This window comes from Psychrobacter sp. 1Y10, assembly GCF_052259005.1.
GTDB classification, from domain to species: Bacteria; Pseudomonadota; Gammaproteobacteria; order Pseudomonadales; family Moraxellaceae; genus Psychrobacter; species Psychrobacter saeujeotis.
In genome coordinates this window covers 1-14,338 of the sequence record NZ_JBQQES010000002.1, presented here as the reverse complement: position 1 = coordinate 14,338, position 14,338 = coordinate 1, and the positions used below count along the sequence as shown (strand labels likewise).

Sequence of the window (14,338 nt, the reverse complement as noted above, 5' to 3'; positions counted from 1 at the left end):
TTGCGTCTAAAAGTTTAGAGCTTTTAAAGTGTTGTTAACGCTATTTGGTAAATAGTTTATCGCTAACGCCATGCTACTAAAAGCACTGCTGGAGAATAACAATGGATCGTCGATATTTAGTCAAAATTCATGCTACCACTGGTTTTTTAGGGTTTTTCTTTATTCTAAGCTTTTGGTTAAGTACGCTTATCAGTGAGCTATTTATGTCTTATGAAACCATTGCTATGGTGAAGCAAAGCATTCTCTACGCTTTCATCTTTTTTATTCCAACTATGATAATTGCAGGCATGTCGGGTAGCAAGCTTAGCGTCAAAGTGAAACACCCCAATGTATTGGCTAAGAAAAAACGCATGCCATTTATTGTTATGAATGGACTGATTATACTATTACCGTCGGCATTTTATTTAAGCTATTTGGCAAGCTTGGGCCGCTTTGGTAGCACGTTTTATATCGTACAGGGTGTCGAGCTGATAGTAGGAGCCGCAAACTTGACGCTTATGGGGCTTAATATCCGTGACGGGCTTGGTATTCGTAGAAGAAAAGGAGCGATGTAAGTCTGTCTATTTAGTGAAGTGGCCTTTAGAATATACATTCTAAAGTTTTAAATGTATCTACGAGTAGAGTAAATGGAGTGGTTTGTTCAGCTTTTTCTACGAGCACTGAACAAACCAACTGATCCTCTACCAACATTAAACTCTAATGCGCCTCATCCCAATTCTGACCACTATCAGTCTCAACTAATAACGGCACAGCAAAGTCTACATGCCAACCCTTTTCAACCGCAGTGGCCGTTAAGACATCTTGCATGGCATCAGTAATGAGTTGGCTAATCTCTTCTACCTTATCGCTATCTACTTCAAACACCAGTTCATCGTGGACTTGTAGTAACATTTTCGCCTGCTCTTTAGGCAGTACTTTATCGACAGCAATCATGGCAAGTTTAATCAAATCAGCAGCTGAGCCTTGGAGTGGTGCGTTAATCGCAGCACGTTCGGCGCCTTGTTTGACCATGCGGTTGCTATGATTGATATCAGGCGTATAGAGCTTACGACCCAGTATAGTCTCGACATAACCACGATTGACAGCACTGGCACGTGTATCAACCATATATTGCTTAACCCCCGGATAGCGATCAAAGTACATATCGATATAATCTTGTGCCTCACCGCGGCTCATTTGGAGTTGTTTTGCCAGCCCAAAGGCGCTCATACCATAGAGTAGACCAAAGTTAATGGCTTTGGCATTGCGGCGCTCAGTGGCAGTGACTGCTTCAACATCTTTGCCAAGTACCTCCGCAGCAGTCGCGGCGTGAATATCCAGCCCTTCTTTAAAAGCGTGAGTTAAGTTGGCGTCTTCTGAGAAGTGTGCCATGAGGCGCAGCTCAACCTGTGAGTAATCCGCTGCCAAAATAACGCGTCCTTTTGGGGCAATAAAAGCCTGGCGAATCAAGCGACCTGTCACTGTACGAATTGGTATGTTTTGTAAATTAGGATCAGTTGACGATAGACGTCCGGTACTGGTCAATGCTTGATGGTAGCTAGTATGCACACGATCAGTCTCGTTATCGGCTACGGCATCAAGTGCATCGGTATAGGTGCTTTTAAGCTTAGATAAGCCGCGGTATTCTAGTACGATTTCTACTAATGGGTGATCAATCTTGGACAATATAGCTTCACCAGTAGAGTACTGTCCTGACTTGGTTTTTTTACCACCAGGGACGCCAAGCTTATCAAATAGCATCTCACCGAGCTGCTTTGGTGAGCCTAAGTTAAATTCTTCGCCAGCGATTTCATAGGCACGTTTTTCAAGTGCTATGATCTCTTCATCAAAGCGTTTAGACAGCTCATTGAGGAAAGAGCGCTTAATCAAAATACCATGCGCTTCCATTTGACAAAGAATTTGGGCTGTTGGAATCTCTAGCTCGTGCAGTAGTTTGGCGTTGTTGTCATCCTCAGCAAGTTGCTTATGAAATAGATCAAAGAGCTGATAAGTAATGTCGGCATCTTCACAAGCATAATCGCTGGCAATATCGATAGCCACTTGATCAAAGCTAACTTGCTTAGCGCCTTTGCCAGCGACATATTCATAACTGATGGTTTGTGTTTGCAAATAGTGACGTGCAAGATCATCCATACCATGACGAGTAACCGCAGCATTGATAACGTAGCTTGCGAGCATAGTATCCATCGCCCAATTATTGGGTGACTCATGTAACGCACCGACCAGATCAATATCGTAATGACTCATGATATGCGCGTCGTATTTTAGATGTTGACCAATCTTGCCAATGTTTGGATTTTCTAAAATGGGTTTAAGTCGCGACAGCACTGTATCGCGATCAAGCTGCTTTTCGATCAGCTCATCACCTTCTAAGCGATGCGTGAGCGGTACATAATAAGCCTCATGGGCCTGCACGGCAAAAGATAAGCCGACAATTTCGGCTTGTCGCCAATAAATACTAGTCGTCTCGGTATCGATAACGAAATGCGCTGCGTTTGTAAGCTGCTCAAGTAGGCTCTCAAAAGCGGGCATATCAAGCACGGTATGCCACGCTTTTTCATGGCTTTTACTGTCTTTAATATTATCAATCATATTAGATTGCAAGGATTTAGCGACTTGCGCTTGCGACTCAGCATCGGCCTGACTGTCAGCGATGCTTGCGCTACCATTGGCAGGATGGTTTGGGTGATCAAGAGAGGCCAACTCATTTTTAAATTCAAGCTCACTATACAGCTTGCGTAGCTCATCAATATGGGCGCAGGGGTCAGTATTTATTATAAGGTCTGTCCAATCTTGTCCGATGGCCAAGTCGGTCACAATGGTCGCAAGCTTTGCATTGAACGGAATATCATCGGCATATTCGACCAAATTTTTACCAGCGCGACCTTTAATTTCAGCAACGTTTTTGAGCATTGTATCGATATTGCCGTATTTATTAAGCAAGTCTTTGGCCGTTTTTTTACCGATACCAGGCACGCCTTTGATGCCGTCTGATGAGTCGCCCATCAAGGTCAAAAAGTCAATCATCTGATGAGGCTCAATCCCGAACTTCTCTATCACGCCTGCACTATCAGTGATTTTGCCTGTAAAGCTATCTTCCAATATCACACAATCATTGATCAACTGCATCATATCCTTGTCACCAGTCGAGATGACCACGTGATGGCCTTGCTCAACCGCGCGATAGGCAAGGGTGCCAATAATATCATCGGCTTCTGCGCCTTCTATACGCAATAAAGGAATCCCAAGCGCCGCTACCAGATGATGAATATAAGGAATTTGCTCAACCAACTCAATATCAATGGGCGGGCGTGCCGCCTTATATTCAGCAGACATAGCATGGCGAAAGGTCGGAGATTTGGTATCAAAGCAAACGGCCATATGCGTTGGATGATAGCGTCGCATAAGCTTCAACAAAGCGTTTAGTGTGCCGCGTATGGCATTGGTTATCAGGCCTTGCGAGTTTTGCATGGTCTTTGGCAGTGCGTGATAGGTACGAAACAGATAGTACGAGCCATCTACTAAGATAAATGGCGGCTGGTCTTTATCTACATGGCTAGTATCCATGGTCGCCACATTGGGCATATTGTCGAAATTTGGTAGCGTATTAGGATTAATAGGTGAGTGCGAATTGTGGTCATTATCGGTCATAGAGGTCACTTATCAGCTATTGGATAAAATCAAAAAATATCAACCATTATAACGATAAAATCAGCGCGTGCCGAATGGCTCAAAAGTTAAAATGTATATGACTATAAGCGTTATTTAACTATAAAGGTTAAAAACAACAAAGCCCAGACTTGCTGGGCTTTGCTAACAACAGTTCTGTTTATCAACTCATGATACAGCTTAGCTTTTTACTTCTGAAGTCACTTCAACATCAATATTACCACGTGTCGCCTTTGAGTACGGGCAGACTTGATGAGCCTTTTCAACGAGTTTTTGGAACTCATCAGCAGACAGGTCGGTATTTTCGCCAGTCACATGAATTTTTGCTGCTAACTTGTAGTCATGCCCTTCACCTTGTAGCAAATCTACTTCTATTTGAGTAGTCGAATCAAATTTGGCTTTTTCCATTTGTTTGACTGCACCAAGTGCGCTATCGAAACAGGCGCTATAGCCCATGGCGAATAGCTGCTCTGGGTTATTACCTTCTTTTCCAGAACCTGGCGCTACCATATTGATGCTGAGATCACTATCAGCTAAGCTGGCTGAACCTGCACGGCCGCCAGTAGTAGTTGCTTTGGTAGAATATAGAGTTTTCATAATTGTCCTTTTTCCTTGGTTTTTATGGTAGATGCATCGTATTAGCCATACAACTCATTTAGCATAGCAAATCTTTGGTGCGACTCTATATAACAGTGGTAACCCTATACTATGAATTTGTAAGCAAGTCTTTTGGTTTAGTAAATGAAATACTGGCCACATGTGGAGGTAGCTTAACGATTAGTGTAAGCTAATAGTAGCCGTCAAATGAGAAGAGATTAGGCGATAGCCACTCACTATATATTTAGTGAAAGAGTATTTAATAACGCTCCATTATCGACAAATAAGGATATCTGGCGATGAAAAAAGCGCATAAACAACTTCTTGCACCGCTTGCTATTTCTTTATTAGCGATTGGGCTTGTTGGGTGTGACGAGGAAGACAATGGCATTTTTGGTTCAAGCAGTAACAATGAGCTGACGCTGGCAAGTTTTGATAAAGGTATCGATCGCCAGACTGGAAGGGAAGCTGTGGCGCGTATTGATACCGAATATAGCGATGGTGAGCGTGATATTGATGTAACCAACATTATAGGAAGCTTTAATGCGCAAAACATTAATGATTTAGAACGATCAATTGTGCTATCAGACAATTTTGAGGGCACACTTGAAGATCGCTATATCGAAGTCAATGGGCGAAACGTCAGACAGCCAATTTATGAGACAAATAGTAGTAATAAATTTAATTACGAAACGAGCTATAGAAAACTAGATCTGTCTGGAGTCAGCGCTGGTAGTTATAGTCTTGGCAATAGTCTGACTAGTAGCCGAGGGATTCTCACTGATTTGAATAATTATCCAAACATTCCGCCAAATATAGAGTTTCCAACAGGTTCTGTTTGTTATATCCCTGTGACGACCAGTGACCGCTCGTTTTTTGTTTTCAATGATAAGGACAGAACCCGTTACGACGATCTTGATGATTGGGTCGATATGACTGAAAATCGTTTTAGCGATAATCGAAATTTCAGTACCACTCGCTCAAATACCGGTATCAACAATCAACTAAAAACTGCGCAGATCAGGTATTTTGCTTTTGACAATGAACCAGAATATATATTCAGAGCCGTTGATTATGACGACCGTATCTATGAAGCCGATTACATTGACAGTAATGCACCGCGCCCCAACGAAAACAGTAGACGCGGGGTGGTTGATTGCACTTTAGTTAATGAGGTAGCGGCTGACTTCTTAGAAGACCAAATTAGACGCTACTATTAATAGCTGTTTTGGCATTTGCACAAACGTTGATTATGTACTATCGACGATGACATCAGTTATGTGCAGCCTGCCATGCACTCATTGAGCCAAGATAGATATCGAGATTTTTAAACCCTTGGCTTGCAAGCCATCCTGCTGCAACTGTCGCCCGTGCGCCACTACCACACATCAACGTATAGTGCTGGTTTTTATCAAGTTTATGCCAACGTTCGTTAAGATGACCGACATAGATATGTTCAGATCCTTTAATTGCAGCAGAAGCTCTTTCATCAGCGTCGCGGACGTCAAGCAGGGTCCAGTCGTCTTTATTAACGTTGAGCCTTTCTTCAACCTCAGCAGTATCGATCATAGGTGTTGATTGTATCTTTTGACCTTGCGCGGCAGCAGGCACCACACCGACATAGCCACCGACGATATTATCAAGGGCGATGCGTACCAAATGCTCCATGGCGGTAGCAAGCTGCTCTTCATTGGCGGCAATCAGTGCTATGCTTTCGCCATCAGAGATAAACCAACCAGCAAAAGCGGAGATCATCCCCACCGGCAGGCTCATAGCACCAGGCAGATGACCGGCAGCATAAGCCATCGGTTCTCGAATATCGATGAGATGATCCGCGTCACAGGTTTTAAGCTCATCAAGCGATAGATGACGCGGACGCATAATGCGCGGCGCGGCGTCACCGCCTTCCATATTGAGGCGCTCCATCAAGCGAAAATAAGGGGGTTGATAATGGTTTTCGTTGATTTTGACATCGATAAATACGTCACGACTCTCAATCTGCAGGCGCGGATTATTCAGTCTTTCATGGCCGACACTTGAAAACTCACGCGCAGCCATACCTGAGCCGCACACTGACCCAGCCCCATGGGCAGGATAAATAAGGGCTTGATCGCCAAGCGCTAAAATTTTTTGTAATGAGTCATAGAGCAGACCTGCCACTTCCTTACGTCGATTGGGATAAAAGTCCGTACGCCCAACATCGCCCACGAATAGCGCATCCCCTGTGAAAACCCCGACAGCTTGTTCTGGATAGGCGCTATCAAATAACACAAAGCTAATATGATCATCAGTGTGACCAGGTGTCTCTAGTACGCGAATCTCAAGCTGACCGATGGCAAAGCAGTCATTCTCATGAGTTGTTTGAGCATAAGTGATAGGCTTTTCAGGATTTGGCCCATGTAGTACTACTGCACCAGTCAATTCTGCTAGAATTGGCGCACCAGAAACCAAGTCTTCATTACGGTGAGTTTCGAAGATATGGGTAATTTTCAGCCCAGCAGCACGTGCTTTTTCGACATAAATGTTACAGTCGCGGCGTGGGTCAATGACTGCTGCTTTTCCACCTGAGCCTACCAGATAGGACAAGTGAGCGAGTCCGGGTGTCTTTATTTTCTCAAGTAGCATAATTATTCCCTTATAAATATTGGTGGCTAAATATCATTGAAGTAACTGTATTCAATAGCTGTGTTTAATAATTGTATTCAATATCTAGATTTAACATCTATATTAAATTTCGTCTTTTTAAAAGAGTAGCAAATAAATAGTACTGGCACAGTATCAAGCTATATATTATAAGTAGGTGTATTGTTTCAGCGTATCAGTACCTTAAGCAAAAATAGCATCCAAACCATAAATCGGCTACAATAAGCGCACTAAATTTTCACCTCTATCTGTATTACCTTCTGTTTTTCCTTTCCAAAATTTAACGATAAGTTATTCATTATGAGCGCAGATTCTAAACCTTCAGCCACTAAGTTACCTCCTGCCAAGCTTGCTCGCGAAGTCGCCAAACGCCGCACCTTTGCCATTATTTCGCATCCTGATGCGGGTAAGACTACTATGACCGAAAAGCTACTGTTATGGGGTCAAGCGATCCAAGTGGTTGGTGAAGTCAAAGGCCGCAAAACCGATCGTCATGCAACCTCTGATTGGATGAGTATGGAACAAGAGCGCGGTATCTCTATTACGACCTCAGTCATGCAGTTCCCTTATAAAGATCATATGGTCAATCTACTAGATACCCCCGGTCACGCTGATTTTAGTGAAGATACTTATCGTACCTTGACCGCCGTTGATAGCGCACTGATGATGGTCGATGGCGCAAAAGGGGTGGAGGAGCGTACCATCAAACTGATGGAAGTTTGCCGGATGCGTGATACACCAATCATCTCGTTCGTCAATAAGCTGGATCGTCAGATTCGCGAACCGCTTGAGCTGCTTAGTGAAATTGAGAGTGTACTAAAAATCAAATGCGTGCCTATGACGTGGCCTATTGGTATGGGTCAAGATTTCGTTGGGGTATATCACTTAACCGAAAACAAGACCTATCTTTATGAAAAAGGTCATGGTGGTGATATGAGCGTCGCTGAAACGCGGGACGGTTATGACTATCCTGATATACGCGAGCGTCTGGGTGAGCTGATGTTTAATGCTTTTGAAGAGTCGCTTGAGCTGGTACAAATGGCGCTAGAAGACTTTAGTGTTGAGGAGTTTTTAACAGGCGAGATGACACCAGTACTGTTCGGTACAGCGCTAGGTAATTTTGGGGTCAATATGGTGCTGGATACTCTAGTCAAATATGCCCCATCGCCCAAAGCGCATCCGACTCATGAGCGCGAAGTGGCAGCGACTGAAACTGAATTCAGCGGCTTTGTTTTTAAAATTCAGGCCAATATGGATCCGCGTCACCGTGACCGCATTGCGTTTTTAAGGGTTTGCTCAGGCAAGTACGAGAAAGGTATGAAAATGAAGCATGTGCGTCTGGGCAAAGACGTACGGATTGCTGATGCCCTGACTTTTCTTGCAGGTGACCGTGAAGCATTAGAAGAAGCCTATCCAGGTGATATTATTGGCTTACACAATCACGGTACGATCTCTATCGGCGACAGCTTTACCGAAGGCGAGGAGTTGAACTTTACCGGTATTCCACATTTTGCGCCCGAACTGTTTCGCCGTGTAGTACTAAAAGACCCATTAAAATCTAAAGCATTGCAAAAAGGTTTACAGCAGCTTAGTGAGGAAGGAGCTACTCAGGTCTTTATGCCGCAGATTAATAACGATTTAATTCTAGGCGCAGTGGGTGTGCTCCAGTTTGAAGTGGTCGCGCATCGACTAAAAGAAGAATATAAGGTGCAGTGTACTTTTGAACCCGTCTCCATCGCTACAGTACGCTGGATTCATTGTGACGATGAAGTAGCGCTGGCAAAATTTAAGAAAAAAGCGCATGATCAGTTGTCGATAGATGGCGGTGGCTACTTAACATATTTGGCGCCATCGCGTGTTAACTTGCAACTGATGCAAGATCGCTATCCAGAAGTGACTTTTAGCAATACTCGCGAGCACTAAAATCAATGATGCTAGAGGTTATTATTTAGTCCTATAATATATTCTTAAAAGACACGCTGGCCGTGTCTTTTTTGTTTGTATGATTCATTGAAAGTATTAGGCCATGTTATTAAAAACTGATCGCTAAAACAGTGTTCCTACAATAATAGATTTTGATTACGGTAGAATATCTATAAATGTCGTCTATTAATTAAAGAGGATATATGTCAATAGCTACTTATTATCATGTGATAAAGCATTCACAATTTAATAAAAATATAAATACAATCAAAGGTATAAAGCCGATTGCTACTTTTGGCGTTGCCATCTTATTGAGTGCTTTTAGTTTATCTACCAATGCGACTACTTTGATCAGTGCAACAGACTATCTTGATTATAATTTACCAAAACATTTACAAGAACGCTGTATTAAACGTGAAAACTGTCCAAAAATTGACATCAAATATCTTAAAACCAATCATGACTGGCTAAACGGGGTTGTTAATGGACGTATTAACGATCTAGTTGTAAACAGTAAAATGTCTGAGTCGGCACCTATCAACAATAAAAATAGTCACGCCGATGTTAGAGCAGCTATTGATGACTTTGCAGCCTCACAATTTTCTGATTTGCCTGCAGATAGCGTTTTTACTTATCGTTTAACGATAGAGCCTAAATATCTAGGACATGTAGATAACTTTGAGTTATTTGAGATACATTCCTATATATTTACAGGCGGTGCCCATGGAATGCCGTATAGCGAATATCTCGTATTTGATTCCACAACGAAGCAACAGGTGCAGCTGGTAGACATGTTGCAAAAGGGCAAAAAGTCAGACTTTGAGGCATTGGCGTACGATGCTTATAAGAAGTGGGTCGGTACAGTTGCCAGCGACACTCATGATTATGAGCAAAGCTGGCCTTTCGTGTTCAGTGACAACATAACTTTAACGGATAAAGGCATCGATATTCGTTACCAGCATTACTCTATCGGTCCTTATGCCTACGGTATGCCAGTGCTAAGTATCCCGTATGATAAGCTAAACACCATTATCAAGCCTTATTTCATGCCACAGTAAAATAAAGACAAACAACAACTTCCGGTATGACCAAAGATGGTATTTGGTCATATTTTCAAAAATTTATAATAAGGAGTCGCAAGATGACGAATAACTTAGATGACAACAACCTGCTAAAGACTAAAGAAGAGACAACGACTTGGCAGCTTAACGCAATGACTGAAGCGTTGGGTGATTTAACACTGACGGTTGATGACAGTTTGTCCATCGGACGCGGTAACGACAACGATGTCGTACTTGGTAGTAAGGCAGTATCACGCAATCATGCGTTACTTAGTGTCTTAAACGGAGATTTATATATTAAAGATTTGGACTCATCAAACGGGACATTTATCAATGATGAGCGCATTGAGGGCAATAAGTCTACTCATCTTAATACAAATGATACGGTTGGTTTTGCAAGTTTTGTCTTTAAGGTTGCTGCCCCGCAGGTAGATACTGATCCGGTCACACCAGTAGCAGCCGCGCCAGTTGAACCTGCGACCAAGCAAAGCACGGCGACAGACAAAGATAGCGTGCTGACTGAAAGCGTAGTAGATGAGACAGCTGTCAATGAGCCAGTGGTCAAAGATACCATAGTCACAGAAGTCCTCTCATCTACCACTAGTGAATCCGTAGAAACACTAACTAATACGGCAACAGAAACTACTTCTCAATCTACTTCAGCACCGAGTACGGCCACAGCTAAGGAGACAGTGATGTCTAATGATAAGTCTAAAGAGACGCTAAACCATGAGCCAACAGTTAACGAGCCAATAGCAAAACAGCCAACTGCGCATCAAGAGCCAGATGATGCTCCAGAGCACGATAAGACGACTAAAACCACTTTACAAGAAGAGTCAGATCCAGATGTACTACGCGCCAAACAAGCTGCCTCAGCGCAGTTTTCTGGTACTGCCAATCTAGGTCAAGGTCGCGATCTAGGAACTGAAGGCAATAATGCAATGGATCAAGCTGTCAACAATCCTGCTAATACAGGACATCCAGAGAAAAAACCAAGCGGTAGTTGGTTCATATGGGTATTTATCGTCATTATTATCATCGGAATTGCTCTATGGTTATTTAACATGGGCGGCGTTTAATCGCTTATTTTGATCGTTTATACAGTTTGCTAGCTGGCACCAATCAGTTATAGAAGATGCCTTATAACTAAAGAGATGAGCCGAACAGTACAGTAGTGCTAAATAATACTAACGCTGGCCAGTTTTGTTATACTGGCTGGCTATACTGTAGCTAAATTTGGTCCATCCTCATTTCTTGACAGGTTTATGCTCTATTTATTTCAACGCCGAGCATGTACTGTCTTTTTGCTACTGCTATTTTTATCTTTTGCCTATTTGGTGTTAAGAGACTTTTTACTATGATGACCTTTGAAGAATATAACGCATTTAAAACACAAGGTTATAGTCACGCCCCCCTTGTCAAAAAACGCTTAATGGATGCTCAAACACCAGTTTCTGTGTTTTCTAGAGTACGTGATTTAAGCGGTTCAGCTTATTTGTTTGAGTCAGTCGTAGGCGGTGAGCGCTGGGCGCGTTATTCTATGATTGGTCTGGGTAGCGATTTAATCTTACAGTACACAGACGGTTATATGACCATCAAAAGAGACGATCAGATTGATAGTGACGCAGTCGATGATCCATTTGATTATATTAGAAAGCTTATGGCGCAGTATAAAATGCCCACACCAAATGAGATCGAAGCACTACCAAGCTTTAGTGGCGGGCTGGTGGGCTACTTCGGTTATGACATGATACGCGTTATTGAACCAAGCGTTGGATTGTCTGATGCGCCAAACCCCATGTCGCTACCTGATATGTGGTTAATGCTCTCGATGAGTGTCATCGTCTTTGATAATTTAGAAAACACTTTGTCCATCATCGTTTATGCAGATTGTAATGATAAGGATGGCTATGGTGCAGCGATTCGAGAGCTTGAGAAAATCGAAGATAAGCTGGCTGAGATGCCAGACTTGAGTACGCCCATCATGCCCACACCAAAATTTGAATCGCAAACTGGACAAGAGAAGTATTGCAATGATGTCAATAAGATAAAAAATTATATATTAGAAGGGGACGTTATGCAGGTCGTTCCCGCTCAGCGTTTAACTGCGGACTATAAAGGAGACTCGCTGGCAGTGTATCGAGCGTTAAGATTTTTAAATCCGTCACCTTATCTGTTTTTAGTACATGGCTATACGCTTGATGACCACAAACGTTTTGACATTATTGGTGCCTCTCCTGAGATTCTATCACGTATCGAAGATGGGACAGTGACAGTGCGTCCACTGGCAGGCACACGTAAACGCGGTCAAGATGAAGCAGAAGATCTAGCACTTGAAATAGAGCTACTGGCTGATAAAAAAGAAATCGCTGAGCACTTGATGCTAATTGATCTTGGTCGTAATGATATCGGCCGTGTCTGCGAGTATGGCAGTGTCAAAGTTACCGAGAAGATGTTTGTAGAGCGCTATTCGCAAGTGATGCACATTGCCTCTAACGTCGAAGGTAGAATACTAGCTGACAAAGACGCGCTGGATGTATTCTGTGCGACTTTTCCAGCAGGTACACTATCAGGTGCACCCAAAATTCGTGCCATGCAAGTGATTGACGAGGTCGAACCAGTACGTCGAACTGTGTTTGGCGGCTCAGTAGGTTATCTGGGTTGGCATGGCAATATGGATACTGCGATTGCCATACGTACGGCGGTGATGCGCCGCGGTAAGATACATATTCAAGCGGGGGCAGGGGTAGTTGCTGATTCAGTGCCAGAAGCAGAGTGGGACGAAACCAATAAAAAAGCACTAGCATTGGTCAAGGCGGTAAAGATGGCTTGTGATGGGTTACGTATTCATTAGTACGACTTGGTTAAAGACTAGCGGTCTGGTATTATTAAACCTATGTTATTTGATTCATACTTAGCTTAATGAAAAAAGACGTGATGTGTTGTGGCTACAATGAAAGTGCGGCATAAATCGTAACCAGTATTTTTATAAAAAAATCCAATGCAATCAAGTGCTTGAAAATTTTTATTAAAATAAGTGTAAAAAAAATAAAAAAGGGCTTGCGTCTGTCAAAATATTTGATAGAATAGCCACCACTTTGAGAGAACAAGCCGACTTAGCTCAGTTGGTAGAGCAACTGACTTGTAATCAGTAGGTCGCCAGTTCGATCCCGGCAGTCGGCACCATCTCTTTCAAAGTAGCTTTTTATAAATTTGCTTTATATTAAAGTCTGTTTATTCAAAGCAACCTAAGGTGGGATTGGGGAGCGGTCAAACCCAACAGACTGTAAATCTGTCGCGAAAGCTTCGAAGGTTCGAATCCTTCTCCCACCACCATATTTCTGTAGTTTGTCATAACGCCAAGCATACTCGTTATACATAATTACTCTTTATATTTATAATACTGTTTTGTATTCATACTATAAGAGTCACTTTGCATAAGAGTCATTGCGGGTGTGGTATAATGGTAACACCTTAGCCTTCCAAGCTAATGACGCGGGTTCGATTCCCGCCACCCGCTCCATATATACACCAACGCAAAAATTACCAATAAATCATCACGACAATCAGTATATTATTACTGTATCGTGATATTTTTTTTAGTACAGCTTATAGGCTGGCTAAGATATGCTCATATAGCTCAGCGGTAGAGCACTCCCTTGGTAAGGGAGAGGTCTCGAGTTCAATTCTCGATATGAGCTCCATTTATTGATTATGCTTTTTGTGTTTGCTTCGCTACTTTTAAATAATGTTACGTCGATATCAACCATACAGAATGTTGAAAATTAATAGACTGTCGAAAATTCTAAAGTTAGTGTGGCGGATTAAGATTTAAAGGTGACACTGAGGTGTTGCCTTTTAGTGCTGTCAGTACATTGTGAATACATCAGTTATTCAACATAAACCGATCATATGTACTGAGTAGACTGAAAATGTTAGTATAGTGTTCGAATCGTATCTCTATACTGATAGTAAAAGTTTGTTAGATTTATCCTAGCGTCAACGGTTTGATGGTTTTAACTCTGTCATAAACCGTCAAATAGCTATTTACCGATCTTACTGTTTAATATTTTTTAAGCATAAAGATTCATCAATAAAGAGGAACTACCCATGGCAAAGGCCAAGTTTGAACGCAACAAGCCCCACGTCAACGTCGGCACCATCGGACACGTTGACCATGGCAAAACCACATTGACTGCCGCAATCGCAACCGTAGCAGCAATCACCTCTGGCGGCGAAGCCAAAGACTACGCGTCTATCGATAGCGCACCAGAAGAAAAAGCACGTGGCATCACCATCAACACCTCACACGTAGAATATGACACCGACACTCGTCACTACGCGCACGTTGATTGCCCAGGTCACGCCGACTATGTTAAAAACATGATCACTGGTGCCGCTCAAATGGACGGCGCAATCCTAGTCGTATCAGCAACTGATGGCCC

Annotated in this window: 10 protein-coding genes and 4 tRNA genes; 11 read left to right on the top strand and 3 right to left on the bottom strand. The window is 42.7% G+C overall.

Annotation, left to right across the window (positions count from 1 at the left end; genetic code table 11):
* Nucleotides 1-101 precede the first annotated feature (101 nt).
* Nucleotides 102-554 (top strand): hypothetical protein, encoded by a 453-nt coding sequence (locus tag ACTXGH_RS03060; protein WP_439295647.1) that lies wholly within the window; start codon nucleotides 102-104, stop codon nucleotides 552-554.
* A 142-nt stretch (nucleotides 555-696) separates the two neighbouring features.
* Here the strand turns inward: ACTXGH_RS03060 and polA are convergent, their stop codons facing one another.
* Nucleotides 697-3,651: a DNA polymerase I gene (polA, locus tag ACTXGH_RS03055; protein ID WP_439295648.1), complete on the bottom strand. Its 2,955-nt coding sequence runs from the start codon at nucleotides 3,649-3,651 to the stop codon at nucleotides 697-699.
* A gap of 198 nt (nucleotides 3,652-3,849) precedes the next feature.
* Nucleotides 3,850-4,266 carry an organic hydroperoxide resistance protein gene (locus ACTXGH_RS03050; protein WP_439262639.1) on the bottom strand — a complete coding sequence of 139 codons (417 nt, stop codon included), beginning with the start codon at nucleotides 4,264-4,266 and terminating at the stop codon, nucleotides 3,850-3,852.
* Between the two features lie 299 nt (nucleotides 4,267-4,565).
* Here ACTXGH_RS03050 and ACTXGH_RS03045 point away from each other — a divergent pair, with 299 nt between their 5' ends.
* Nucleotides 4,566-5,486 (top strand): hypothetical protein, encoded by a 921-nt coding sequence (locus tag ACTXGH_RS03045; RefSeq protein ID WP_439295649.1) that lies wholly within the window; start codon nucleotides 4,566-4,568, stop codon nucleotides 5,484-5,486.
* A gap of 52 nt (nucleotides 5,487-5,538) precedes the next feature.
* Here the strand turns inward: ACTXGH_RS03045 and ACTXGH_RS03040 are convergent, their stop codons facing one another.
* The gene (locus tag ACTXGH_RS03040) at nucleotides 5,539-6,891 is read right to left on the bottom strand and encodes an MBL fold metallo-hydrolase (protein WP_439295650.1); all 1,353 of its coding nucleotides are present in this window, start codon (nucleotides 6,889-6,891) and stop codon (nucleotides 5,539-5,541) included.
* A 318-nt stretch (nucleotides 6,892-7,209) separates the two neighbouring features.
* Here ACTXGH_RS03040 and ACTXGH_RS03035 point away from each other — a divergent pair, with 318 nt between their 5' ends.
* The 9 genes from ACTXGH_RS03035 to ACTXGH_RS02995 form a co-directional block, all read left to right on the top strand.
* Entirely contained in the window at nucleotides 7,210-8,832 is a 1,623-nt protein-coding gene (locus ACTXGH_RS03035; RefSeq protein WP_439295651.1) for a peptide chain release factor 3, read from the top strand.
* 203 nt (nucleotides 8,833-9,035) lie between these two features.
* The gene (locus ACTXGH_RS03030; RefSeq protein ID WP_439262634.1) at nucleotides 9,036-9,890 is read left to right on the top strand and encodes an RsiV family protein; all 855 of its coding nucleotides are present in this window, start codon (nucleotides 9,036-9,038) and stop codon (nucleotides 9,888-9,890) included.
* Nucleotides 9,891-9,973: 83 nt separating this feature from the next.
* Entirely contained in the window at nucleotides 9,974-10,972 is a 999-nt protein-coding gene (locus tag ACTXGH_RS03025) for an FHA domain-containing protein (protein ID WP_439262632.1), read from the top strand.
* A 278-nt stretch (nucleotides 10,973-11,250) separates the two neighbouring features.
* Nucleotides 11,251-12,747, top strand: a complete 1,497-nt coding sequence (locus ACTXGH_RS03020) for an anthranilate synthase component I family protein (protein WP_439262631.1) — start codon at nucleotides 11,251-11,253, stop codon at nucleotides 12,745-12,747.
* Between the two features lie 256 nt (nucleotides 12,748-13,003).
* A tRNA-Thr gene (locus ACTXGH_RS03015) sits at nucleotides 13,004-13,079 on the top strand.
* A 66-nt stretch (nucleotides 13,080-13,145) separates the two neighbouring features.
* Nucleotides 13,146-13,229, top strand: a tRNA-Tyr gene (locus ACTXGH_RS03010).
* Between the two features lie 113 nt (nucleotides 13,230-13,342).
* Nucleotides 13,343-13,416, top strand: a tRNA-Gly gene (locus ACTXGH_RS03005).
* A 106-nt stretch (nucleotides 13,417-13,522) separates the two neighbouring features.
* Nucleotides 13,523-13,597: transfer RNA gene (locus tag ACTXGH_RS03000), tRNA-Thr, on the top strand.
* A 406-nt stretch (nucleotides 13,598-14,003) separates the two neighbouring features.
* Nucleotides 14,004-14,338: GTP-binding protein (locus ACTXGH_RS02995; protein WP_439295652.1), on the top strand; the 335-nt coding region annotated here is incomplete at its 3' end.